The organism is Streptomyces sp. NPDC088747 (assembly GCF_044751025.1).
Classification (GTDB): domain Bacteria; phylum Actinomycetota; class Actinomycetes; order Streptomycetales; family Streptomycetaceae; genus Streptomyces.
In genome coordinates this window covers 26011-48955 of sequence record NZ_JBIVKZ010000003.1, presented here as the reverse complement: position 1 = coordinate 48955, position 22945 = coordinate 26011, and the positions used below count along the sequence as shown (strand labels likewise).

The following is a 22945-nucleotide window of genomic DNA, read 5'->3' as shown; positions in this document are numbered from 1 at the left end:
CGGGGCTGAAGCCGCCTGAAGCCTTCTTCAGGTTCGGTTTGCGACGCTGGGTCCATGCGTCTGCTGATCGTGGAGGACGAGAGACGGCTGGCGCTGTCGCTCGCCAAGGGCCTGGAGGCCGAGGGTTTCGCCGTGGACGTCGTCCACGACGGGCTGGAAGGGCTGCACCGAGCGGCCGAGGGGACGTACGACCTCGTGATCCTCGACATCATGCTGCCCGGGATGAACGGCTACCGGGTCTGTGCCGCCCTCCGCGCGGCCGGCCACGACGTGCCGATCCTGATGCTCACCGCGAAGGACGGCGAGTACGACGAGGCCGAGGGGCTCGACACCGGCGCCGACGACTACCTGACCAAGCCGTTCTCCTACGTGGTGCTGGTGGCGCGGGTGAAGGCGCTGCTGCGGCGGCGCGGGCAGGCCGGGGCCGCGCCCGTGCGGGTCGTCGGTGACCTGCGCGTCGACACCGCCGCCCGGCGCGTCTTCCGCGCCGAGGACGAAGTCGTCCTCACGGCCAAGGAGTTCGCGGTCCTCGAACAACTGGTGGTGCGCGCCGGCGAGGTGGTCTCCAAGGCCGAGATCCTCGACCACGTCTGGGACTTCGCGTACGACGGAGACCCGAACATCGTCGAGGTGTACGTCAGCACACTGCGCCGGAAGCTGGGCGCCGCCCGTATCCATACGGTTCGCGGAGCCGGTTACCGCCTGGAGTCGCGATGAGGCGCCTCCTCGGCTCCGTGCGGGCGCGGGCCACGCTGGGGGCGACCCTGGTCGTCGCCGTCGCGCTGCTCGCCGCCGGGACCGCCGTGACGCTCTCCCTGCGGTCCAACCTGAGCGGGGAGGCCGGTACGCAGGCCGAGCGGGCCGCCCGCTCGGTCGCCGCCGACCTCGCGGGCGGGCAGGCCTTCGACGGGCTGTCGCTGGACGACGACGACCGTCCCGTCCAGGTCGTCGACGAGAAGGGGACGCTGGTCGCCGCGAGCGAGGACCTGGAGCGGATCAGCGGCACGGGCGTCGCCGCCGTACGTCCACAGGCCTCAGCCGCCGCACGCGGTGACGAGGACGACGAGGGTGAGGACGAGGGCGACGACGACTCCCTCGAACCCGGTGAGATCGGCGAGGAGACCGCCTTCGGCGACGGCTCCGCCACCATCGACGGCGAGACGCGGGACTACCGGTTCGCCGCGGTGACGGTGGAGGTGCCGGGCAGGGGCACGCTCACCGTGCACGCCGGTGCGCCGCTGGCCGCCGAACAGAGCGCCGTGCGCACCGCGCTGACCGTCATGCTGATCGGGTTCCCGCTGCTTCTCGCCGTGGTGGCCGCCGTGACCTGGCGGGTGACCCGGCGCGCGCTGCGGCCCGTCGAGGGCATCCGGGGCGAGATGGCCGCCATCACGGCGTCGGAGGATCTGGGCCGGCGCGTGCCGGTGCCGGACACGCACGACGAGGTCGCCGGACTGGCGCGCACCACCAACGAGACGCTGGCCGCGCTGGAGCGGTCCGTCGAACGGCAGCGGCGGTTCGTCGCCGACGCCTCGCACGAACTCCGCAGCCCCATCGCCTCGCTCCGCACCCAGCTCGAAGTGGGCGCCGCGCACCCGGAGTTGCTCGACGTGGCGGGGGCGGTCGAGGACACCGTCAGGCTCCAGCGCCTCGCCGCCGACCTCCTGTTGCTCGCCCGGCTGGACGCGGGGGAGCGGCCGGCGGACACCCGCTTCGACCTCGGGGCGGTCGTACGGGAGGAGGCGGCGGGCCGGTCCGGGGTGACGGTCGATGCCCCGGTGGTCGAAGTGAGCGGTTCCCGTGGGCAGTTGGCGCGCGTGCTGGCCAACCTGCTGGACAACGGCCGACGGCACGCGCGGGAGAGTGTCGTGGTGAGCGTGCGGGCGGAGGGAGAGTGGGCCGTCGTCAGGGTGGCCGACGACGGGGCGGGTGTCCCGCCCAAGGAGCGCGAGCGCGTCTTCGAGCGGTTCGTGCGCCTCGACGACGCCCGCAGCCGGGACGACGGCGGGGCCGGTCTCGGCCTCGCCATCGCCCGCGACGTGGCGGTACGGCACGGCGGAACACTCACGGTCGGAGAAGCACCTGGAGGGGGCGCACTCTTCGAACTCAGGCTGCCTGGTGCCCCCTGAGGGACGCGGGGAACTACACGACCAGCTACAGCGGAGCGCTACGGCTTGCCCCGCTGCCCTCGCAGGTGGTCCGCGATCGGCGTCAGCGTCTTGTGGAGTTCCTCCAGCGCCTCCGGCGACAGCAGGTCCATGAAGTGCCGGCGCACGGACGCCACATGGTGCGGTGCGACCTTCCGCATCGTCTCCATGCCGTGGTCGGTGAGGACCGCGAACAGTCCCCGGCGGTCGGACTCGCAGTTCTCCCGGCGCACCAGCTCCGCGTTCTCCATGCGGGTGATCTGGTGCGAGAGGCGGCTCTTGGACTGAAGGGTGGCGGCGGCGAGATCGCTCATTCGCATGCGTACACCCTCCGACTCGGAGAGGTTCACGAGGATCTCGTAGTCGTTCATGGTCAGGCCGAACGGTTGCAGGTCCCTCTCGAGCTGGTACGTCAACAGCCTGTTGACCTCCAGGTGGGTGCGCCAGGCACACTGCTCCGCATTGGTCAGCCAGCGCGTGGCCGTCTCGGTCTCCATAAGTGAAGTCTACCTAAAATGTTGAAAGGCGAACTAGTGAGGGTGTGTGACTACGCGCACGCGTTCGATGTCACACTCCGCAGACTACCGCTCACAGCCCGAAGCGACGCTGGAGATCTCCGAGCTGTCCGGGAAGGCGTGGTGCCCCGGGCTGCTGTCCGTGCTGGCCCGGCACCCCGCCGCCGCCGGGCACTCCGGCCTGCTGCGGGACCGCCCCCGTGGCCTGCTCGGCCATGAGGGTCTCGGTGGACTGGAGCAGCACCGTGCCGGCCCCCACGAACTCGAACTGGTGCTCCTCGCCGGAGGCCCCGCCGATGCCCGTCATCGCACGTAGACCGCCCATGACACCTGTCATGTACCCGTGGTCGTAGTGGTGGCAGGGGGAGGGGCAGTCGGCCCAGCCCACCAGGGCCTGCGGGTCCACCCGGATTGGGGGTTCCATGAACACCACCGGGCCGTTGGAGGCGGCCACGAACTTGCCCGTTCCGATAAGGGTCAGAAAACCCGGCACGATCGACTGCTTGAGGGCGAGAGTTGGCTGAAAAGCGAGGAGGTTGCCTGAGCGAATGGTCAGGTTGCCGTTCTCCAGATCGTACGAATTCACGTCGAAGGCCCGGTCGGCGAGCAGCATCTTGCCCGAGCCCTCCGCCACGACCCAGTCGCTCGCGTGCAGAGGCGAATGGAACGACGTACGGACAAGTCGGTCGAGCCGGCCGTGTCCGATGCCGTTGAAGTCGATCGACCCGTAGTAGGCGATCATCTTGCCCTTCTGGAGGAACCACTGGCTCCCCTTGAGCTCCACGCAGAAGGTGTAGTTGTTGACGTTGTCGTCGACCGGCAGCGTCATCGGGTCGTGGACGACCGGTCCCGAAGCCCCGTATCCGCTCACAGCTTCTCCTCCGAGGCCTGGACGTACACCGCGCCGTTGCCGCTCAGCTCCAGCTGGAAGGCCTCGCCCGAGCCGCGGCCCACCATGTCGCGCCAGCCGAGCGCGGTGGACAGTTTGTTGCGGACGTCGCCGTGGTGGGCGACGTACGCCTGCGGGTCGACGTGGACCGGGCGCTGCGGGGTGATCGGGATCTCGAAAACGCCCCCGTGGGCCATCACGGCGACCGCGCCGTGCCCCTTCAGGGTGGTCGTGAAGAGTCCCTGGCCGCTCACCTGACCGCGCACCATGCCCATCACCCCGCCCTGCGAGCCCAGGAACATCGTGCCCTGCTGGAGGGCGCCGTCGAAGGCGAGCAGTCGGTCCGCCTCCACGTACAGGGTGTCGCCGGTGAGGCCGATCACCTGGATGTGGTGGCCCCCGTGCCCGAAGAGGACCGTGCCGGAGCCCTCGACGGTCATCAGCGGGGTGGTCTCGTTCGCCAGGCGGCGGCCCAGCATGGACATCACGCCGCCCTGGCCGCCCTGGATGTTGGGGGTGAAGGAGACGTCGCCCTTGTAGGCGAGCATCGCCCCGCGCTGACTGAACATCCGCTGGCCGGGCAGCACGGTCGCCTCGACCATCTTCGAGTTGATCTCACGGAAGGGCATGTCACACATCCCCCGCGATCGTGTTCCGCTCGCTGGGCTGGACGTAGACCAGGCCGTCGCCCTCGAAGCGGATCTGGAAGGCCTCGCCGCCGCCCTCGCCCATGAAGGTGCGGAAGGTCACACCCGACTGGAAGGACTGCCGCACATTGCCCTGGTGCGCGATGTACGCGCCCGGGTCGACGGTCAGCGGATACTGCGAACTCACCCGCAGCACCACCGCCGGGCCGTCGGACATGATCGCCGCCTGCCCGTGGCCCTCGACGGTCGTGGTGAACAGGCCGTTGCCCTGTGAGGCGCCGCGCATTCCCGTGAACGAGGTGCCGGTGCGCAGCCCGGCGTCCGTCACGAGCAGATTGCTCGACTCGACGTACAGCTTGTCCCCCTGGAGGTTCACGAGGTTGATCTCGGAAGCCCGGTCCGCGAACCAGCAGGTCCCGTGCCCCTTCACCTCCATCACCGTCATCTGCTCACCGGTGAGCCGCCGGGTCACCATCCCCCGTACGCCCTCACCGCCGCCGCTCATCTTCTTGAAGGCCATCTGGCCGTCGTACGCCACCATGGAGCCGTTCTTCGCCTTCACGGCATCCCCGGTCATGTCGACGGCGAGCACCTTGCTGCCTTGCAGTCGGAACATCGCCACGGGGTGAAGGTAGCCGCCGGACACCGTCCGCCAAAAGGGCCTACGGGTGGATCTCATCCCTGATCGGACCCCTAGGGGCCGGCCCGCGATCATTGCGGGGCAGTCCTTGGGGGGCTCCCGGCTTGCGCCGTCCGGCCGGGTGCCACAATGGGCCGGACGCTTGTGCCTGGGTTCACAAAGCGACATTCCTGCCGAAAGCGCATCTCCCACCGAAGGTGACCCGTGGACATAAAGACCGCCAGCGCCCTCCGCCGCCTCCGTCTGGTCTCGGCTCCCGAGGCGATCTCCTTCCTCCTCCTGCTCGTCTGCTCGGTGCTCAAGCGGACCACCGACTTCAACGCGGTGCCCGTGATGGGCGCGGTCCACGGCCTCCTCTTCGTCCTGTACGTGATCTTCTGGGCGGACGCCTGGAACCGCGCCAGGTGGAACGTGGGCACCGGCCTCCTCTACTTCGTCCTCTCCGTCCTGCCCACCGGCGGCTTCTTCGCCGAGCGCAAGCTGAGGCGTGAGGCGGAGAGCGCGGTCATCGCCTCCCGTGCCCGGCGCGAGGGCGTGGTGGAGACGTCATGATCGTCGCCTTTTCCGTGACACCGCTGGGTGTCGGCGACGACGTGGGGGAGTACGTCGCCGACGCCGTCCGGGTCGTCCGCGAGTCGGGGCTGCCCAACCGCACCGACGCGATGTTCACCTCGATCGAGGGCGAGTGGGACGAGGTGATGGCCGTGGTGAAGCGTGCCGTCGCCGTCGTCGAGGAGCGCGCGCCGCGCGTCTCGGTCGTCCTGAAGGCGGACATCCGCCCCGGTGTGACGGACGGTCTGACGTCCAAGGTGGAGACGGTGGAGCGCCACCTGTCCGCCTGAACCCCCGAAACTCCGTCGACCCCGGCCCCTTTGGGCCGGGGTTTCGTCGTGTCAGGTCCCCCGGCGCCGATTACTCCTTCGGACGCGCCCAGTTCGACACGCCACCAAATCTCCACTTGTGTATGGGTATCGGCATATTCGACCACCGGAGCGGTTCACATCACTGGAGGGCGCTGTGCGGCCCGAGGGCTACGACTACGACACCTACAGCCGTCTCGCCGGGCCGCTGACGCAGCCGCCCGGTCCGGCCTACCAGGTGCAGTACACCAAGCTCATCTCGAAAGAGCCGCACCGAATACGCGCTGTCCTGCTGATGGCCCTGGCGCCGATCCTCACCGGCGTACTCCTCGTGTACCTGGTGTGGCCGAGCCACTGGGTGGAGCGCGAGGGCGGCGCACGCTGGCTGGTCGGCCTGGACGTCGCGATGCTCATAGCCATCGGACTGATCGAGCTGTTCATGGTCGTCAACGTGGTCAGCATCGCGCACGCCACGATGGTGGCCCGGGACCCGGTACCGGTCGTCCCGCAGGAGGGGACACGGGTCGCCTTCCTCACCACGTACGTCCCCGGCAAGGAACCCCTCGCCATGGTCCGCGCCACCCTGGAGGGCGCCGTCCGGATCACCCACACCGGACCCGTGGACGTCTGGCTCCTCGACGAGGGCGACGACGAACAGGCCAAGGCCCTCTGCGCGGAACTCGGCGTCCGGCACTTCTCCCGGTCCGGGGTCCCGGAGTGGAACCGCGACAAGGGCGTCCACAAGGCCCGTACCAAACACGGCAACTACAACGCGTGGATCGCGATGCACGGCCCGGAGTACGAGTTCTTCGCCTCCGTCGACACCGACCATGTTCCGCTCCCCAACTTCCTTGAGCGGATGATGGGTTACTTCCGGGACCCGGACGTGGCGTTCGTGGTCGGGCCGCAGGTCTACGGCAACTACGAGAACCCCGTCACCAAGGCCGCCGAGTCCCAGCAGTTCCTCTTCCACGCGCTCATCCAGCGCGCCGGCAACTGCTACCGGGCGCCCATGTTCGTCGGCACCAACAACGTCGTACGCATCTCGGCCCTCCTTCAGGTCGGCGGCCTGTACGACTCCATCACCGAGGACATGGCCACCGGGTTCGAACTGCACCGCCACCGGAACCCGGGGACGGGCAGGCACTGGCGGTCCGTCTACACCCCTGACGTGCTCGCCGTCGGTGAGGGACCAGCCTCCTGGACCGACTTCTTCACCCAGCAGCTGCGCTGGTCGCGCGGGACGTACGAGACGCTGTTCAAGCAGTACTGGAAGGCGCCGTTCACGATGCCTCCCGGCCGGCTGTTCTCGTACACGATGATGCTCGTCTACTACCCGATGACGGCCGTCAACTGGCTGCTGGGGATCCTGAGTTGCTTCCTCTTCCTGTGGTTCGGCGCCTCGGGCACGCAGGTCGCCGCCTCCGTCTGGCTGATGCTCTACAGCGACGCGGCGGCCCTGCAGATCGGGCTCTACCTCTGGAACCGGCGGCACAACGTCTCCCCGCACGAACCCGAGGGGTCCGGCGGCCTCGCCGGGATGGCGATGTCGGCGCTCTCCGCGCCCATCTACCTGAAGTCGTTCGGCGAGGCCCTGACCCGGCGCCCCAGCCGTTTCGTGGTCACGCCCAAGGGCGGCGAGGCCAACCCGGACCGGCTGCTGACCTTCCGTATCCATCTCACCTGGGCGGCGCTCCTCGGTGTCTCGCTCGCCGCGTCGGTCGTCCTCGACCACACCCACGCGGCCATGCGCACCTGGGCGTTGCTGGCCATGGCCATCTCGCTGGCCCCGGTCGCGGTGTGGCTCTCCACGCTGCTCGGGGAACGCCGGGCACGGCAGGTGCCGCACACGCCGGCCGCACTGATCGCCGAGGCGGTCGAGCCCGCCCTCGCGACCAGTGGCAGCACCACCACGGTCACCAGCTCCACGACAGGAGGTAACTAGGCCATGGCCTACCAGCCCTCGCAGAAGACGAAGAAGACCGTGCTGGGCATCGGCGGCATTGTCGTACTCGCCGGCCTCAACGCCCCCGCCGCCGTCGGCTTCGCCAGCGAGACGTACTACGAGTACAAGATCGCCCAGCCCGGCTACAAGGCGAAGTACGGCTCCTGGAACCACCTCGACATCCCCGACGACTACCGCACCAACGCCATCCACGCGGCCCTGCTGCACACCGGCAAGGTGCTGATCGTCGCGGGATCGGGGAACGAGAAGCGCAAGTTCGACAAGGGCTCGTTCGACACCGTGCTGTGGGATCCGGCGACGGACACCTTCAAGAAGATCCCCACCCCGGACGACTTCTTCTGCTCGGGGCACGCCCAACTCCCCAGCGGCAGAATGCTGGTGGCCGGCGGCACCGCCCGCTACGAACTGCTCGACGGCGAGGTCGAGCGGGCCGGCGGCGGAATGCGCGTCAAGAACGAGAACCCCGACAAGGCGATGTACCTGAAGAAGGGAACCCGCTTCCGCTCACCCGCGGGCGTCGAGTACGTCAGCAAGGTCGACGTCAGGGTTCCCAAGGCCAAGCGCACCCAGAAGGTCACGTACAACAAGGCCGGCGTCATGCAGCCCTGGCGGACGAAGGTCACCGCGAGCGAGACCCGCGTCTTCGTGGAGGCCACCGAGGACGGCCCGACCTCGGCCACCGACCGATCGGCCCAGTACGAGATCGTCGGCCTGAAGGGCAAGGACGCCGACAACACGTACGGCCTGTCCGAGAAGATCACCATGGACAAGCAGGACTTCCAGGGGATCAGGGCGGCCTACGAGTTCGACCCGAAGGCCGAGAGGTACATCCCGGTCGACCCCATGCAGAAGGCCCGTTGGTATCCGACGCTCGTCGGGCTCGACGACGGGCGGGTCCTCGCGGTCTCCGGCCTCGACGACGTCGGCGTGATCGACCCCGGCGACAACGAGATCTACGACCCGAGGACCCGGAAGTGGACTCCGGGGCCCAAGCGTTACTTCCCGACGTATCCCGCACTCTTTCTCACCAAGGGCGGCAAGCTCTTCTACCCGGCGTCCAACGCCGGTTACGGGCCTGCCGAGATGGGCCGCGAGCCCGGCATCTGGGACCTGAAGACCAACAAGTTCGAGAAGGTCCCCGGGCTGCGGGACCCGGAGGAGACGGAGACCTCCGCCTCGCTGCTGCTGCCGCCCGCGCAGGACCAGAAGGTGATGATCCTCGGCGGCGGAGGTGTCGGCGAGTCCAAGAAGTCGACCCCGCGCACCGCGGTCGTCGACCTCAAGAAGGGCAGCCCCGCCTTCGAGGAAGGGCCCAACCTCCCCCAGGGCACCCGGTATCTGAACAGCGTGATCATGCCGGACGACTCGGTGTTCACCACCAACGGCTCCGAGGACTACCGCGGCCGCAGCGCCAGCAATATCCTCAAGGCGCAGTTCTACGACCCCAAGGCCAACGCCTTCCACGAGGCCGCGTCCCCGAGGGTCGGCCGCAACTACCACTCCGAGGCCCTGCTGCTGCCCGACGGCCGGGTCGCCACCTTCGGCTCCGACCCGCTCTTCGACGACCAGCAGAACACCAAGCTGGGCCACTTCGAGCAGCGCATGGAGATCTTCACCCCGCCCGCCCTGCACCGGAACAGCAAGAACCGCCCCGTGCTCGGCGACGGCCCGAAGACGCTCGACAGCAAGGGGCGGGCCACCTTCGCCACCGAACATCCCGAGCGGGTGGCCAAGGCCCGGCTGATGCGCCCGAGCGCGGTCACGCACACGACGGACGTCGAACAGCGCTCCATCGAACTCGGCCTCAGCAAAGCCGGGAACTCGGTCACCGTGGACGTGCCCAGCGACCGGGCGCTGGTGCCGCCCGGCTGGTACATGCTCTTCGTGACGGACGCGCAGGGGACGCCGTCGGTGGCCAAGTGGATCCAGGTCGAATGACGGCTGGGCTGACAGTGGGTAGTTGACGAACGGCAGGTGGCGGGTGCGGAACCTTCGTGGTTCCGCACCCGCCACCTGCCGTACGGGGCTCAGGACTTGGTGTTGCGTGCCAGCCCCAGCGCGTACTCCGGCCACCACTGTCCGGCCGCCGGTCCGCCGCGGCACTCCCCGTCCGACTCCCCGGGGCGCTTGATCCACAGATAGGCGTCGAGGACGGACTCGCCGGTCTCGGTGGTCGGCCTGGTCCCCAGCGCCCGGCCGGGCGGATTGCACCAGGCCTCGCCGCGGGCGCCGCTCAGCGGGCCGTTGCCGTTGCGGCTGCTGTCGATCACGAAGTGCTTGCCGCCGAGGTCCCCCGAGAGCTGGACGCCGTACTTCTTGGTCACCGCGTCCGTCTGGAAGTTGGAGACGTTCAGGGCGAAGCCGTCGGCGCGGGCGACCCCGGCGCGGCGCAGCGGTTCGACGAGCTTCCAGGGTTCCTCGATCCAGGCGGGGTTGCCGGCGTCGAGGTACACCTTCGTGTTGGGCTGCTGCTTCAGCCGTACGATCGCCTCCGAGAGCAACTGCTCGCGCTCCGCGTGGTATTCGCCCGGTGTGCACCCGTCCACGATGTGCGCGACGGCGTCGGGTTCGAGGATCACCAGGGCCTTGCTGTCGGCCAGCGCGTCCGCGAACCTCCCGATCCACGTCCGGTAGGCGCTCGCGTCGTCGGCCCCGCCCGCCGAGTGCTGCCCGCAGTCGCGGTGCGGAATGTTGTACGCCACGAACAGCGTCGTCCGTCCGTCGGCCGCGGCCGACGAGGTGGCCGACCTGACGATCGTCCCCGGGTCCTCGCCCGCGGGCCACAGCGCGGCCGGCTGGTCGGCGATCAGCTTCAGCGACTCGGCGTCCGCCGTGCGGCCCTGCCTGCTCCACAGTTCGATCTGCTGGGCGGCCGGACTTGCGGGGTCGACCCAGAAGGGCGACTGGGCGGGAGCCGCGTCGCGGGGTGCGCGATGGACGACGGAGGCCTCGTCGCCGCCTGGCGCGGACGCGCAGCCCATCGCGAGCCCGAGCGCCGCGAGTGCCGCGAAGGTACGGATCAGCCGGGACATCCTGCCCCCTTGGTCGAAGGTGACTATCGGTGACGATCACTATCGGTGACGATCAAGTAGCAATTCCGTGGCAATCGTTACATAGAGTGCTTAGTCGTTATGAATGCGACACCGGGGCGGTGTGGTCCGCCGGGCGTCCGGAGCTGCCCCCGGATCTCGTTCCGCGGGGCGGCCGGTCCGTCCCGCGGACCCCTTTCCGCCGGGCTTTTTGGGGCCGTGGACCGAAACCCGAGACGGGGCTGACCACGATGTGACCGGCCGGTAAGGTCTTTGGCGTGTCCAAGCCGCTCAGCCTTGCATTTGATCCCATCGCCCGTGCCGACGAGCACTGGAAGCAGCGATGGGGCTCGGTCCCGTCCATGGCGGCCATCACCTCGATCATGCGCGCGCACCAGATCCTGCTCGCCGAGGTGGACTCGGTGGTCAAGCCCTACGGGCTGACGTTCGCCCGTTACGAGGCGCTGGTGCTGCTCACGTTCTCCAAGGCGGGCGAGCTGCCGATGTCCAAGATCGGCGAGCGGCTCATGGTGCATCCGACGTCCGTGACGAACACCGTGGACCGGCTGGCGAGGTCCGGGCTCGTCGACAAGCGCCCCAACCCCAACGACGGGCGCGGCACGCTCGCCTCCATCACCGACAAGGGCCGCGAGGTCTGCGACGCGGCCACCCAGGACCTGATGGCGATGGAGTTCGGGCTCGGCGCGTACGACGCCGAGGAGTGCGGGGAGATCTTCGCGATGCTGCGGCCGCTGCGGGTCGCGGCGCGGGACTTCGACGAGGAGTAGGGCGGGGCGGCGGCTCGTGCGACGAGCCGGGGGCGCCCGAAGATCGCCCGAAACCGGTGGTTAGGCTCGTCCGCATGAAGAAGAGCGTGCTGACCCGCTACCGCGTCATGGCCTACGTCACCGGTGTGCTGCTGGTCCTGCTGTGCCTGTGCATGATCGCCAAGTATGTGCTCGACATCGACGGGGCGGCCGACGCCACCCGTGTCGTGTCCATCGCGCACGGCTGGCTGTACGTCGTGTACCTGATCTTCGCCTTCGACCTGGGCTCCAAGGCGAAGTGGCCGGTCGCCAAGCAGCTGTGGGTACTGCTCGCGGGCACCGTCCCGACGGCCGCGTTCTTCGTGGAGCGCCGCATCTCGCGCGAGCTCGAGGGCAAGATCGCGGAAGACTCCCCCGTGGTCGCCAAGGCCTGAGGGTGTCACCCCTCGCCGCGTAGTCACTGCCGCCGTACGGGCAACGTACGGCGGTCAGCCATCGACATTTACTAGGACGTCCAAGTAAATTCGAGGGTATGGACGCTGACGCCATCGAAGAGGGCCGCCGACGCTGGCAGGCCCGGTACGACGCCGCCCGCAAGCGCGAGGCGGACTTCACCACGCTCTCCGGTGATCCCGTGGAGCCGGTCTACGGGCCCCGGCCGGGAGACACGTACGAGGGCTTCGAGCGGATCGGCTGGCCGGGGGAGTACCCCTTCACCCGCGGCCTCCACCCGACCGGCTACCGAGGGCGCACCTGGACCATCCGGCAGTTCGCCGGATTCGGGAACGCCGAGCAGACCAACGAGCGCTACAAGAAGATCCTCGCCAACGGCGGCGGCGGCCTGTCCGTCGCCTTCGACATGCCCACCCTGATGGGGCGCGACTCCGACGACCCGCGCTCGCTCGGCGAGGTCGGGCACTGTGGGGTGGCGATCGACTCGGCGGCCGACATGGAGGTCCTCTTCCAGGACATCCCGCTCGGCGACGTCACGACGTCGATGACGATCAGCGGCCCGGCGGTCCCGGTCTTCTGCATGTACCTGGTCGCGGCCGAGCGGCAGGGTGTCGACCCGGCGCTGCTCAACGGCACCCTCCAGACCGACATCTTCAAGGAGTACATCGCGCAGAAGGAGTGGCTCTTCCAGCCCGAGCCGCACCTGCGCCTCATCGGGGACCTGATGGAGCACTGCGCGGACAGGATCCCCGCGTACAAACCGCTTTCCGTCTCCGGCTACCACATCCGGGAGGCCGGCTCCACGGCCGCGCAGGAGCTGGCCTACACGCTCGCCGACGGTTTCGGGTACGTCGAGCTCGGCCTGTCCCGCGGACTCGACGTGGACGTCTTCGCACCCGGCCTGAGCTTCTTCTTCGACGCGCACCTCGACTTCTTCGAGGAGATCGCCAAGTTCCGCGCCGCGCGCCGGATCTGGGCCCGCTGGATGCGCGACGTGTACGGCGCCACCTCCGACAAGGCGCAGTGGCTCCGCTTCCACACACAGACGGCCGGGGTCTCACTGACCGCCCAGCAGCCGTACAACAACGTGGTCCGTACGGCGGTGGAGGCGCTGTCGGCGGTCCTGGGCGGCACCAACTCGCTGCACACGAACGCCCTGGACGAGACGCTGGCGCTGCCCTCGGAGCAGGCCGCGGAGATCGCCCTGCGCACCCAGCAGGTGCTGATGGAGGAGACGGGCGTCGCCAACGTGGCCGACCCGCTGGGCGGTTCCTGGTACGTCGAGCAGCTCACCGACCGGATCGAGGCCGACGCGGAGAGGATCTTCGAGGAGATCAGGGAGCGGGGGCTGCGCGCCCACCCGGACGGACGGCACCCGATCGGTCCGATCACCTCGGGAATCCTGCGGGGCATCGAGGACGGCTGGTTCACCGGCGAGATCGCCGAGTCCGCGTTCCAGTACCAGCGCTCCCTGGAGAAGGGCGACAAGCGGGTCGTGGGAGTCAACGTCCACCACGGCTCCGTCACCGGTGACCTGGAGATCCTCCGGGTCAGCCACGAGGTGGAGCGCGACCAGGTGGCGATCCTGGGCTCCCGCAGAACCGCCCGCGACGAGCCCGCCGTACGCGCCGCCCTGACCGCCATGCTCACGGCTGCCCGGGACGGCTCCAACATGATCGAGCCGATGCTGGACGCGGTGCGGGCCGAGGCGACCCTGGGCGAGATCTGCGACGTGCTGCGGGACGAGTGGGGGACGTACACGGAGCCGCCGGGGTTCTGAGGGGGCGCGGGACCGTGACCCTGCCGTGCGGAACGGCTCCCACCGCGCGGGGGAGCCGTCGCCCCGGCGTGTCCGGCTACGCCGCCGCTCCCGCCAGGCCGAGGAGCAGCACCCGGGCGAAGGAGGCCGCCCATTCGGGGTCCACGGGTTCCGCGCTGACCAGGGTGCGGTGCACCACCGCGCCCGCGACCATGTCGAAGATGAGGTCGACCGTGCGGGTCGCCGTGTCCGGGTCCCGCTCCGGGGGGAGTTCGCCGCGGAGTTGCGCGCGGGCCCGGCCCTCCAGGACCAGGCGCTTCTGGCGGTCGACGATGGAGGTGCGGATGCGTTCGCGCAGGGGTTCGTCGCGGGTGGACTCCGCGACCACCGCCATCAGGGCCGTCTTCGCCTCGGGGCGGCTCAGGATCGCCGCGAACTGGAGGACCACGCCCTCGATGTCGGCGGCGAGGGTGCCGCGGTCGGGGAGTTCGAGTTCGTCGAAGAGCTCGGCGACCGCGTCGACCACGAGTTCGTTCTTTCCCGCCCAGCGCCGGTAGAGCGTCGTCTTCGCGACCCCGGCGCGGGTCGCGACGTCCCCCAACGTCAGCTTCGACCAGCCGAGTTCGACCAGTACCGCCCGGGTCGCCTCCAGGATCGCCGCGTCCGCGGCGGCGCTGCGCGGGCGCCCCGTACGGGCGGCTGAAGTGCGACTCTGCATGCCGGTGACCATATCCGGCCGGTCGGCGCGTTTGTATACGGCGGTTCTGTGCAGCCGTGAGGGAGATCACCGGGGAAGGGTGCGCGACGGCCGCCGCGGGCAGTTACGCTACGACCCGTAGCGAAAGCTCGAACGCGGCGACAACCGCACTGGCGCCAGGTGGGGACCCGGCGCCCGGCAGTATCGATCAGGACATGACCGGTCCGGCTTTTCCAACGCTTTTCACGCGCGCGCACGGAGGGGGGAAGATGTACTCATGCAGCCACGGAACATGTCCATGAGCGGAGTCGTCGACCTCGCCGCGGTGAAGGCGGCCCAGGAGGCCAAGGCGAAGGCGGAGCAGGCGCGCGCCGAAGCGGCCAGGCAGGGTGGCGGGGGCGGAAGCGGGGGAGTCTCCCCGGCCGGCCTCGTCATCGACGTAGACGAGGCGGGCTTCGAGCGCGATGTCCTCCAGCGCTCCACCGAGGTCCCGGTCGTCATCGACTTCTGGGCCGAGTGGTGCGAGCCGTGCAAGCAGCTGAGCCCCGTGCTCGAGCGGCTGGCCGTCGAGTACAACGGACGCTTCGTCCTCGCCAAGGTCGACGTCGACGCCAATCAGATGCTGATGCAGCAGTTCGGGATCCAGGGGATTCCGGCCGTTTTCGCGGTGGTCGCCGGACAGGCGCTGCCGCTCTTCCAGGGGGCGGCGGGGGAGGCCCAGATCCGCGGGACCCTGGACCAGCTCGTACAGGTCGCCGAGGAGCGCTTCGGACTGACCGGCCTGGTCGTCGACCCGGACGCCGAGCCCGGGAGCACCCCGGCCGAGGCCGTCGAGCCGCCGGCCGGACCGCACGACGCCCTCCTGGAGGCCGCCGTACAGGCGCTGGACGCGGGCGACTTCGGCGGTGCCGTACAGGCCTACAAGAACGTGCTCAGTGACGACCCCGGCAACACCGAGGCGAAACTGGGTCTCGCGCAGGCCGAGTTGCTGCACCGGGTGGCGGGCGCCGATCCGCAGCAGGTGCGCAAGGACGCCGCGGAGAGGCCGGATGACGCGCAGGCGCAGATCGCCGCGGCCGACCTGGACCTTGTGGGCGGGCATGTCGAGGACGCGTTCGGGCGGCTCACCGACACGGTGCGGCGCACCGCGGGCGCCGACCGGGACGCCGTACGGGTGCGGCTGCTGGAGCTCTTCGAGGTGGTGGGCGCCGACGACCCGCGGGTGATCGCCGCACGCAGGGCGCTGGCGCGGGCCCTGTTCTGAGCAGTGGCTGTACCCGGTCCGTTGACCTGTTGTTAAACGCCTGGGCATGTGATGCCGGGGTGAAAGATGTGCCGCTGGGGGGAGAAGTGGCCGCGCTTTACCAAAACTTGGTAATCGCGGCCGCTGTTACTTGGAGTAAGTCAGGGCCGTTGATCTGTCGGATTCTGTCCGAGAATCAACCAGCCTGTCACCGGCCTTGGTGACACCCTGCGTTGCCGAACGATACCGGCGGGTCGTTGATCGGTTATCCGCCCGTTACTAGCGAGTAACGAACCCCCTTGCGGGGGCGGCGAGAATGCACCACGATCGGCGACGCTCGGTCCATTCCCCATACCCCGACAGCCACTCGGGTCAACGGGTTTTCTGGGTCCCCACCGAGCAGGGACGGCGGCAGTGGCGCCGTCCCTTGGGCAGGGGGGTCTTCGCCGTCAGGCGGAGCCTGTCCAGCAGGTTGTGCGTGATGTGCGTCAGGCGCGACCAGTGGTTGTCGCTCGGGGGTGATCGCCAGCGATTCGGGCTCGGTTAGCGCCTGAAGAGTACGGGCGCTCTCCTTCCCGAGGACGTAGCACTTCTCCCATCCCTGCCCGGCTGGGCCGCATTTACGGGGCAGTCAGGGCCAGGAGATGTACGTCCGAGAAGGAGGAAATATGGAGTCCCAGGTGCGTGGCGGGACGAGATGGAAGCGCTTCGCTGTGGTCATGGTGCCCAGCGTCGCCGCGGCCGCCGCGATCGGCGTCGGGCTCGCGCAGGGTGCGCTGGCCGCGTCGTTCAGCGTTTCCGGCCAGGAGTTCAAGGTCAGTGCCGGGCATCTCGAGGGCCAGGGCTTTGCCCAGTACGGCGGCATCGACAGTGGCTACACGTCGACCGACGGCAAGAACAAGACGGTTCGCCCCGTCGCGATCTCGTCGTTCAAGACCGCGCAGATCACGAACATGTGCCAGTCGGTCAAGACGGAGATTCCCCTCATAGGGAAGACGATCTACCTCCGTCTCGACGCCGGTCCGGACGCGAAGCACAAGGTCGAGGCCGAGAACCTCTACATCGACGTCGCCCAGCTCGACGCCGACGCGACGTTCAAGAACATCGACATCGGTGTTGCGGTCAAGGACATCGACAAGAACAGGAACGCTCCTGTGAAGGAGGACGGCACCTCTCTGCCGGGCGGCTTCGCCCAGCAGGCGGAGTCGGCCGACCTCACGGGCGTCGAGCAGACGGCCTGGGCGACCACGGCCGGCACGTTCAAGCTCAGCGGCCTGAAGATGCGCCTCGGTACGAGCGCCTCGATGGAGTGCTTCTGACGGTCTCCGTCACGGTGGTGCCATTGGGCGGCTGAGCCGTCCACGGGGCGGGGGAGCCTCGCTTCTCCGCCCCGCGCACCCGCCCATGCCCGCACCGGGCGTTTCGTCCCATACCTTCCGGCTTCACCACCCCCAAGGCCGAGCCGGTCCGTACTTCCACCGGACCCAGGGAGCTTTTTTCCATGAGTGCCGAGACTCCGGTCCAGAGCGCCGGGCACTTCACCCGCGCGCGTCTGCGCTTCCGTGACTGGCGGGGCAACCGGCCTTTCTGGGCCGGTCTGTTCACCCTGCTCGGCGGGGTACCGATCGCCTACTTCCCGTACGCCACCTTCAAGCTCGGCAACATGTCGCTCGCCATGGCGACCACCGCGGGTGCCGGCTCTCTGATCATCGGTGTCCTGCTGATCACGCTCGGTCTGACCATGTGGTTCCAGCAGGCGACACGCATCTTCGCCGGTGTCGCGGCGATCATCCTCGGACTGGTGTCCCTGGTGGTCTCCAACATCGGCGGCTTCATCATCGGCTTCCTGCTCTCGCTGATCGGCGGAGCCCTCTCCGTCTCCTGGATGCCCAGAGACGAGTCGGCTGAGGGTGCGAGGCCGAAGCGGTCCCGGAAGCACGGTCCTGGGGGCCATGCGAAGGACGACACCGCTCCCGCCGAGACCGCGCCCATCGCGGGCCCCGCCGACGGGGGTGCGCCGACGCCGGTTCAGCCGTACAGCGAGAGCGCCCCGGCCGACAACGGCAGTGGCCACGGGGGGTACCGTGCCGACTGACGAGGTGTCACAGGGCGGCTCGGCGGCTCAGCCCCGTATCAGAACGGGGCCGCGTCACGCCGCCCCCAAGAAGCCGCTGGCCACCAGGTTCCACATGCCCGCCGGCAAGGCGATAGCCTTCGCCGCGATGCCGACCGCGGTCCTCATGGGGATAGGTTTCACGCCGACCCTCGCGAACGCCGACGACCAGCCGAGTACCTCGAAGAGCCTCACGGCCGAGGAGTACCAGGCGTGTGTCGAGCTGCTGGACGGGGCGAAGGACGACGCGGACGCGTCGACCAGCCCGACGCCCTCCGCCTCCGCTTCGGCCAGTGCCTCCGAGTCTGCCGAGGGGCCGAGTCCTTCGGCCACGGCTCCCTCGGGTTCCGGTGAGACCCCTTCGTCGGATTCAGGTTCCGACGACGAGGCCGAGCCCAGCCCGTCGGCGACCAGGACGGCCCAGAGCAACGGCGGCGGCGTCGAGACGGCCACGCCGACTCCCTCGGCTTCCGAGAGCACCACCAACCCGCTGGACCCGCTGGGCATCGGCGACGCCATCAAGGACATCCTCACGCCCGACAAGTCGGCGAGCGCCACCCCCACGCCGTCGGCCTCCGCCTCCGCGAGCGCGAGCCCCTCGGAAAGCGCCGACGAGGGCGCCCCGAAGACCGTCACGGACAAGACCGACGAGGTCACCGAGACGGCCGAGGACACCGTGAAGGACGCCACGGACGCGGCGACCAAGGCTGCCGAGGACGCCGCGGAGGCGACCAAGGAGGCGGCGGACGAAGCGACTTCGTCCCCGAGCCCGTCCGCGAGTGCCACCACGGACGCGGCGGACTGCCCGATCTCCACGGACGAGGAGGGCAACGTCGACAACCCGGCGATCCTGCCCGACGACCCGTGGTACCTCGACGCCAGCTCGCTGCTGCTCAAGGGTGCCGACTACCAGGGCATCGTGAAGGTCAAGACCGCCAACGGCACGGTCAAGAAGGTCCTCAAGTACGTGATCTCCGGCGGCACCGACATCGGCGACCTGCACCAGCGGGTGATCGACAAGAACGCCGGCAAGACGTACAACGTGCAGGCCGGCGAGGGTACGACGTCCACCATCCGTGACGGTGACACCGTCATGTACACCGAGAGCATCTCCGGCAAGCTGTTCGGCCTCATCCCGATCACGTTCGACCCGGAGACACCCCCGCCCCTGAACATCCCCCTGATCTACTTCACCGACGTGAAGGTCGTCCAGGCGGGCCAGTTCGGCGGAACCCTCACCATCCCGGGGATGCACCAGTCCGTCACCGACTGACCCCACCCAGAACCCATCCGGGAGCCGCACAGGTACTGTGGCCCGGCCTTTCCGCTCACGCGGGGGCCGGGCCACAGTCATGAGCGGCGGTGGGATTCCGGCCGACTCCTTGATCTATAAGTGTCTGTGAATTCTGTTTAGTGCGCGTGTGCCGCCCCGCTCGCCCCATCAGTGAGGGGCAATACCTCATGTTCACTCTCGTCAACCGCTCAGTACGCCGGCGGTGATCTTCGCGGCCGCTGTTGCCGTGACTGCCGCACTGGCGGTGACGACGGCGACGTTCTCATCGACTTCGTCCTCCGCGCCGGACTCCTCCCAGGCTTCGCAGGCAGGCTGGCAACTCGGTGACTGTTACGTTGAAGAGGTCTGCACATAAGCCCGGCTACATCGTTTACACCGCATATTCGAGATGAGAGGCAATGCCGTACGACAGGCAGGAGATCTGGGTCGACTTCGGCATCAGTGGGCTCAGCAAGTGGTTCCACGGGCCCTGGAGTTCGGAGGTTTCCGAGACGGAACTCGTGGTCGCCGCCGCCGACTGGGGAGACGGGATCTACGCCCATACGCTCATGGAGGACGCACGGCGGCTTCTGGACTCCCTGCTTGAGGCCGAGACGATCGACCTGGCGTGGGGTGTGGCGACGGGTCGCAGGTACGTGGCCGCCGGTGACTCCGACGGCCGCGACTGGCTGCGCCGGATCATCGGGATCGCTCTCGACCGGATCCGGCAGGATGACGCGTCGTACGCCGCTCCGCCTCTGGCGCCCGTCCGGGACAAGGAGTTGACGGACGCCGTACTGGCGGAGTTGCGGGCGGCCGCGCCTGATCTGGAAGCCGCGATCACCCGGCAGGATGCCGGTGCGGCCACCGGCGTGGTGCCGGCTCTGGAGCAGGTCGTCACCGACGTCGACCCGGATCTCGGATTCCGGCTCTTCCGCCGCGGGATGAAGGCCTATCTGGTTCCCGTCACCGAGTCCCGATACGTCCGCTACCACGAGCTGGGCGAACGGTTCGGGTACAACGAGTTCGTCGTCGACGACGGGACGCTCCAGTCCGTACCCGACCCGGACTGACGTCCACCGGCCGATCACGAGCTGAGGGCGCCCCCTGTAACAGAGGGCGCCCTCAGTGCCGTACAAGCACCGCCGCCGATCAGGCCGTGCGGGCGCTCTCGCCCAAGTGGTGGACCCGGACCATGTTCGTGGTGCCCGGGACGCCGGGAGGGGAGCCGGCGGTCATGACGACGATGTCGCCGTCGTTGAGGACGTTGAGCGAGCGGAGCTGCTGGTCGACGAGGTCGATCATTTCGTCGGTGCTGTGGACGAAGGGGACGACGTGGGACTCGACGCCCCAGCTCAGGGTGAGCTGGTTGCGGGTGCCCTCGTCCGTGGTGAAGGCCAGGATCGGCTGGGAGGCGCGGTAGCGGGAGAGGCGGCGGGCGGTGTCGCCGGACTTGGTGAAGGCGACCAGGCCCTTGCCGCCGAGGAAGTCGGCGATCTCGCAGGCGGCGCGGGCGACCGAACCACCCTGCGTGCGCGGCTTCTTGCCGGGGACGAGCGGCTGGAGGCCCTTGGAGAGGAGCTCCTCCTCCGCGGCCACGACGATCTTCGACATCGTCTTGACCGTCTCGACCGGGTACGCGCCCACGGACGACTCGGCGGACAGCATGACCGCGTCCGCCCCGTCCAGGATCGCGTTGGCGACGTCCGACGCCTCGGCGCGCGTCGGGCGGGAGTTGGTGATCATCGACTCCATCATCTGGGTCGCGACGATCACCGGCTTGGCGTTGCGGCGGCACAGCTCGACGAGACGCTTCTGCACCATCGGCACCCGCTCCAGCGGGTACTCCACGGCCAGGTCGCCACGGGCCACCATGACGGCGTCGAAGGCCGCGACGACGCCCTCCATGTTGTCGACCGCCTGCGGCTTCTCCACCTTGGCGATGACGGGGACCCGGCGGCCCTCCTCGTCCATCACCTTGTGGACGTCGTTCACGTCGTGGGCGTCACGGACGAAGGAGAGGGCGACCATGTCGCAGCCCATGTTGAGGGCGAAGCGCAGGTCCTCGACGTCCTTGTCGGACAGCGCCGGCACGTTGACCGCCGTGCCGGGCAGGTTGATGCCCTTGTGGTCGGAGATCACGCCGCCCTCGACGACGATCGACTTGACCCGGGGGCCCTCGACCTCGACGACCCGCAGCTCGACGTTGCCGTCGTTGATGAGGATCTGGTCGCCCTTGGAGACATCGCCGGGCAGGCCCTTGTAGGTCGTGCCGCAGATCGACTTGTCGCCCGGAACGTCCTCGGTGGTGATGGTGAACTCGTCACCGCGCACCAGCTCGACGGGCCCCTCGGCGAAGGTCTCCAGACGGATCTTGGGACCCTGGAGGTCGGCGAGCACGCCGATGGCCTTGCCGGTCTCGGCCGAGGCGGCCCGGACACGGTCGTACCGGCCCTGGTGCTCGGCGTGCGTGCCGTGGCTGAAGTTGAAGCGGGCCACGTTCATGCCGGCCTCGATCAGCGCGACGAGCTGCTCGTGGGAGTCGACCGCGGGGCCGAGAGTACAGACGATTTTCGAACGGCGCATAGGGCGATCCTATCGGTTTGTTTCGCTACGGAATATTCCGTCTGGTGGAAGATACAAATGGGCGGGTACGTGCTCAGGCGTGGGCCCGCGAGGTCTCAGGCGTCGACCTCGGCGGCCCCTCCGGCGTCCGCACCGCCCACCAGTGCGTACGTCTGTGTTGCGATCTCCAGTTCCTCGTCCGTCGGCACCACGGCGACCGCCACGCGCGCGTACTGCGGCGAGATGAGCCTCGGCCCGTCCGCTCGTACGGCGTTCAAGTCGCCGTCGACCGCGAGGCCCAGCTCCTCCAGGCCCGCGATCGCCGCCTCCCGCACCGGGGCGGCGTTCTCCCCGACTCCGGCGGTGAAGGCGACGGCGTCCACCCGGCCGAGGACCGCGTAGTAGGCGCCGATGTACTTCTTCAGGCGGTGGATGTAGATGTCGAAGGCGAGCCGGGCCTGCTCGTCACCCTCGTCGACACGACGGCGGATCTCGCGCATGTCGTTGTCGCCGCACAGGCCGATCAGGCCGCTCCTCTTGTTGAGCAAAGTGTCGATCTCGTCGATGGACAATCCTCCAACACGCGTCAAATGGAAGATGACCGCCGGATCGACGTCGCCCGAGCGGGTGCCCATCACGAGCCCCTCCAGGGGCGTGAGCCCCATCGAGGTCTCCACGCACCGGCCGCCCCGCACCGCGGAGGCCGACGCCCCGTTGCCGAGGTGCAGCACGATGACGTTCACCTCCTCCGGCTCCCTGCCCAGCAGTCTGGCGGTCTCGCGGGACACGTACGCGTGCGACGTGCCGTGGAACCCGTACCGGCGGATGCGGTGCTCGTCGGCCGTCTTCACGTCGATCGCGTAGCGCGCCGCGGACTCCGGCATCGTCGTGTGGAACGCGGTGTCGAAGACGGCGACCTGGGGGAGGTCGGGGCGCAGCGCGCGGGCGGTACGGATGCCGGTGAGGTTCGCCGGGTTGTGCAGCGGCGCCACCGGGATCAGCCGCTCGATCTCGGCGAGCACGGCGTCGTCGATGACGGTGGGCTCGGTGAAGAACTTGCCGCCGTGCACCACCCGGTGGCCGATCGCGAGCAGTTCGGGGGAGTCCAGGCCCAGTCCGTCCCTGGTCAGCTCCTCGGCGACGGCCTTGAGCGCGGCGGCGTGGTCGGCGATGGGCGCCACGGTCTCGCGGGGGGCGCCGCCGAGCAGCGGGGTGTGCTTGAGCCTGCTCGTCTCGTCGCCGATGCGTTCGACGAGCCCCATGGCCAGCCGGCTGCTGTCGCGCATGTCGAGGAGCTGGTACTTGACCGACGAGGAGCCGGAGTTGAGTACGAGGACGCGGGAAGCGAGAGGGGCCGGGCGCGGCTCGTCGGGCAGGGCGGC

General features: G+C 69.0%; 22 protein-coding genes. 14 read left to right on the top strand and 8 right to left on the bottom strand.

Annotation, left to right across the window (positions count from 1 at the left end; translation table 11 throughout):
• Positions 1-54 precede the first annotated feature (54 nt).
• Positions 55-717 (top strand): response regulator transcription factor, encoded by a 663-nt coding sequence (locus ACIP79_RS08570; RefSeq protein ID WP_401221087.1) that lies wholly within the window; start codon positions 55-57, stop codon positions 715-717.
• Positions 714-2129 carry a sensor histidine kinase gene (locus ACIP79_RS08565; protein WP_401221084.1) on the top strand — a complete coding sequence of 472 codons (1416 nt, stop codon included), beginning with the start codon at positions 714-716 and terminating at the stop codon, positions 2127-2129. The genes ACIP79_RS08570 and ACIP79_RS08565 overlap by 4 nt, the downstream gene beginning before the upstream one ends.
• A 38-nt stretch (positions 2130-2167) precedes the next feature.
• On the opposite strand, the gene ACIP79_RS08560 is transcribed toward ACIP79_RS08565, so the two are convergent.
• The 4 genes from ACIP79_RS08560 to ACIP79_RS08545 all read right to left on the bottom strand — a co-directional run bounded on the left by ACIP79_RS08560 (position 2168) and on the right by ACIP79_RS08545 (position 4814).
• The gene (locus tag ACIP79_RS08560; protein ID WP_383686868.1) at positions 2168-2644 is read right to left on the bottom strand and encodes a MarR family winged helix-turn-helix transcriptional regulator; all 477 of its coding nucleotides are present in this window, start codon (positions 2642-2644) and stop codon (positions 2168-2170) included.
• A gap of 91 nt (positions 2645-2735) precedes the next feature.
• Positions 2736-3533 carry an AIM24 family protein gene (locus tag ACIP79_RS08555; protein ID WP_383686866.1) on the bottom strand — a complete coding sequence of 266 codons (798 nt, stop codon included), beginning with the start codon at positions 3531-3533 and terminating at the stop codon, positions 2736-2738.
• Positions 3530-4180: an AIM24 family protein gene (locus tag ACIP79_RS08550; protein ID WP_401221080.1), complete on the bottom strand. Its 651-nt coding sequence runs from the start codon at positions 4178-4180 to the stop codon at positions 3530-3532. Before ACIP79_RS08550 ends, ACIP79_RS08555 begins: the two co-directional genes overlap by 4 nt.
• 1 nt (position 4181) lies before the next feature.
• Complete coding sequence (locus ACIP79_RS08545) at positions 4182-4814, bottom strand: AIM24 family protein (protein ID WP_383686877.1); 633 nt, start codon at positions 4812-4814, stop codon at positions 4182-4184.
• Positions 4815-5042: 228 nt separating this feature from the next.
• Between ACIP79_RS08545 and ACIP79_RS08540 the strand changes: the two genes are divergently transcribed.
• From ACIP79_RS08540 to ACIP79_RS08525, 4 genes are all read left to right on the top strand, one after another.
• A complete protein-coding gene (locus tag ACIP79_RS08540; RefSeq protein ID WP_401221077.1) occupies positions 5043-5390 on the top strand; it encodes a DUF3817 domain-containing protein in 348 nt (115 codons plus the stop codon).
• Positions 5387-5680 carry an MTH1187 family thiamine-binding protein gene (locus ACIP79_RS08535; RefSeq protein WP_355853228.1) on the top strand — a complete coding sequence of 98 codons (294 nt, stop codon included), beginning with the start codon at positions 5387-5389 and terminating at the stop codon, positions 5678-5680. The genes ACIP79_RS08540 and ACIP79_RS08535 overlap by 4 nt, the downstream gene beginning before the upstream one ends.
• A gap of 175 nt (positions 5681-5855) precedes the next feature.
• Positions 5856-7643 carry a glycosyltransferase family 2 protein gene (locus ACIP79_RS08530; RefSeq protein ID WP_401221072.1) on the top strand — a complete coding sequence of 596 codons (1788 nt, stop codon included), beginning with the start codon at positions 5856-5858 and terminating at the stop codon, positions 7641-7643.
• A gap of 3 nt (positions 7644-7646) precedes the next feature.
• Positions 7647-9602 carry a galactose oxidase-like domain-containing protein gene (locus ACIP79_RS08525; protein WP_401221070.1) on the top strand — a complete coding sequence of 652 codons (1956 nt, stop codon included), beginning with the start codon at positions 7647-7649 and terminating at the stop codon, positions 9600-9602.
• Between the two features lie 89 nt (positions 9603-9691).
• Here the strand turns inward: ACIP79_RS08525 and ACIP79_RS08520 are convergent, their stop codons facing one another.
• A complete protein-coding gene (locus ACIP79_RS08520) occupies positions 9692-10696 on the bottom strand; it encodes a glycoside hydrolase family 6 protein (protein ID WP_401221067.1) in 1005 nt (334 codons plus the stop codon).
• A gap of 275 nt (positions 10697-10971) precedes the next feature.
• Here ACIP79_RS08520 and ACIP79_RS08515 point away from each other — a divergent pair, with 275 nt between their 5' ends.
• From ACIP79_RS08515 to ACIP79_RS08505, 3 genes are all read left to right on the top strand, one after another.
• Positions 10972-11481, top strand: coding sequence for a MarR family winged helix-turn-helix transcriptional regulator (locus tag ACIP79_RS08515; protein WP_383683084.1), 510 nt, complete (start codon positions 10972-10974; stop codon positions 11479-11481).
• Between the two features lie 74 nt (positions 11482-11555).
• Entirely contained in the window at positions 11556-11894 is a 339-nt protein-coding gene (locus tag ACIP79_RS08510) for a DUF3817 domain-containing protein (protein ID WP_383683087.1), read from the top strand.
• A 98-nt stretch (positions 11895-11992) separates the two neighbouring features.
• Entirely contained in the window at positions 11993-13693 is a 1701-nt protein-coding gene (locus tag ACIP79_RS08505) for a methylmalonyl-CoA mutase (RefSeq protein ID WP_401221063.1), read from the top strand.
• Between the two features lie 76 nt (positions 13694-13769).
• On the opposite strand, the gene ACIP79_RS08500 is transcribed toward ACIP79_RS08505, so the two are convergent.
• Positions 13770-14390 carry a TetR/AcrR family transcriptional regulator gene (locus ACIP79_RS08500; protein WP_401221060.1) on the bottom strand — a complete coding sequence of 207 codons (621 nt, stop codon included), beginning with the start codon at positions 14388-14390 and terminating at the stop codon, positions 13770-13772.
• Positions 14391-14646: 256 nt separating this feature from the next.
• Here ACIP79_RS08500 and ACIP79_RS08495 point away from each other — a divergent pair, with 256 nt between their 5' ends.
• From ACIP79_RS08495 to ACIP79_RS08475, 5 genes are all read left to right on the top strand, one after another.
• Positions 14647-15633, top strand: coding sequence for a tetratricopeptide repeat protein (locus ACIP79_RS08495; RefSeq protein WP_401221058.1), 987 nt, complete (start codon positions 14647-14649; stop codon positions 15631-15633).
• A 647-nt stretch (positions 15634-16280) separates the two neighbouring features.
• The gene (locus ACIP79_RS08490; RefSeq protein WP_383683097.1) at positions 16281-16931 is read left to right on the top strand and encodes a DUF6230 family protein; all 651 of its coding nucleotides are present in this window, start codon (positions 16281-16283) and stop codon (positions 16929-16931) included.
• A 182-nt stretch (positions 16932-17113) separates the two neighbouring features.
• Entirely contained in the window at positions 17114-17707 is a 594-nt protein-coding gene (locus ACIP79_RS08485) for a DUF6114 domain-containing protein (RefSeq protein WP_401221054.1), read from the top strand.
• The gene (locus ACIP79_RS08480; RefSeq protein WP_401221051.1) at positions 17697-18998 is read left to right on the top strand and encodes a hypothetical protein; all 1302 of its coding nucleotides are present in this window, start codon (positions 17697-17699) and stop codon (positions 18996-18998) included. The genes ACIP79_RS08485 and ACIP79_RS08480 overlap by 11 nt, the downstream gene beginning before the upstream one ends.
• Before the next feature lie 419 nt (positions 18999-19417).
• Positions 19418-20071, top strand: a complete 654-nt coding sequence (locus tag ACIP79_RS08475) for a hypothetical protein (protein ID WP_401221048.1) — start codon at positions 19418-19420, stop codon at positions 20069-20071.
• Positions 20072-20150: 79 nt separating this feature from the next.
• On the opposite strand, the gene pyk is transcribed toward ACIP79_RS08475, so the two are convergent.
• Positions 20151-21584, bottom strand: a complete 1434-nt coding sequence (gene pyk, locus ACIP79_RS08470) for a pyruvate kinase (RefSeq protein WP_401221046.1) — start codon at positions 21582-21584, stop codon at positions 20151-20153.
• A 95-nt stretch (positions 21585-21679) separates the two neighbouring features.
• The gene (locus ACIP79_RS08465; RefSeq protein ID WP_401222085.1) at positions 21680-22939 is read right to left on the bottom strand and encodes an acetate kinase; all 1260 of its coding nucleotides are present in this window, start codon (positions 22937-22939) and stop codon (positions 21680-21682) included.
• Positions 22940-22945 lie beyond the last annotated feature (6 nt).

Coding starts and splice junctions, on each gene's coding strand:
- ACIP79_RS08570 (WP_401221087.1), top strand. CDS start 55: ATGCGTCTGCTGATCGTGGAGGACGAGAGACGGCTGGCGCTGTCGCTC.
- ACIP79_RS08565 (WP_401221084.1), top strand. CDS start 714: ATGAGGCGCCTCCTCGGCTCCGTGCGGGCGCGGGCCACGCTGGGGGCG.
- ACIP79_RS08560 (WP_383686868.1), bottom strand. CDS start 2,644: ATGGAGACCGAGACGGCCACGCGCTGGCTGACCAATGCGGAGCAGTGT.
- ACIP79_RS08550 (WP_401221080.1), bottom strand. CDS start 4,180: ATGCCCTTCCGTGAGATCAACTCGAAGATGGTCGAGGCGACCGTGCTG.
- ACIP79_RS08545 (WP_383686877.1), bottom strand. CDS start 4,814: ATGTTCCGACTGCAAGGCAGCAAGGTGCTCGCCGTCGACATGACCGGG.
- ACIP79_RS08535 (WP_355853228.1), top strand. CDS start 5,387: ATGATCGTCGCCTTTTCCGTGACACCGCTGGGTGTCGGCGACGACGTG.
- ACIP79_RS08525 (WP_401221070.1), top strand. CDS start 7,647: ATGGCCTACCAGCCCTCGCAGAAGACGAAGAAGACCGTGCTGGGCATC.
- ACIP79_RS08520 (WP_401221067.1), bottom strand. CDS start 10,696: ATGTCCCGGCTGATCCGTACCTTCGCGGCACTCGCGGCGCTCGGGCTC.
- ACIP79_RS08510 (WP_383683087.1), top strand. CDS start 11,556: ATGAAGAAGAGCGTGCTGACCCGCTACCGCGTCATGGCCTACGTCACC.
- ACIP79_RS08505 (WP_401221063.1), top strand. CDS start 11,993: ATGGACGCTGACGCCATCGAAGAGGGCCGCCGACGCTGGCAGGCCCGG.
- ACIP79_RS08500 (WP_401221060.1), bottom strand. CDS start 14,390: ATGCAGAGTCGCACTTCAGCCGCCCGTACGGGGCGCCCGCGCAGCGCC.
- ACIP79_RS08495 (WP_401221058.1), top strand. CDS start 14,647: ATGCAGCCACGGAACATGTCCATGAGCGGAGTCGTCGACCTCGCCGCG.
- ACIP79_RS08490 (WP_383683097.1), top strand. CDS start 16,281: ATGGAGTCCCAGGTGCGTGGCGGGACGAGATGGAAGCGCTTCGCTGTG.
- ACIP79_RS08485 (WP_401221054.1), top strand. CDS start 17,114: ATGAGTGCCGAGACTCCGGTCCAGAGCGCCGGGCACTTCACCCGCGCG.
- ACIP79_RS08475 (WP_401221048.1), top strand. CDS start 19,418: ATGCCGTACGACAGGCAGGAGATCTGGGTCGACTTCGGCATCAGTGGG.
- pyk (WP_401221046.1), bottom strand. CDS start 21,584: ATGCGCCGTTCGAAAATCGTCTGTACTCTCGGCCCCGCGGTCGACTCC.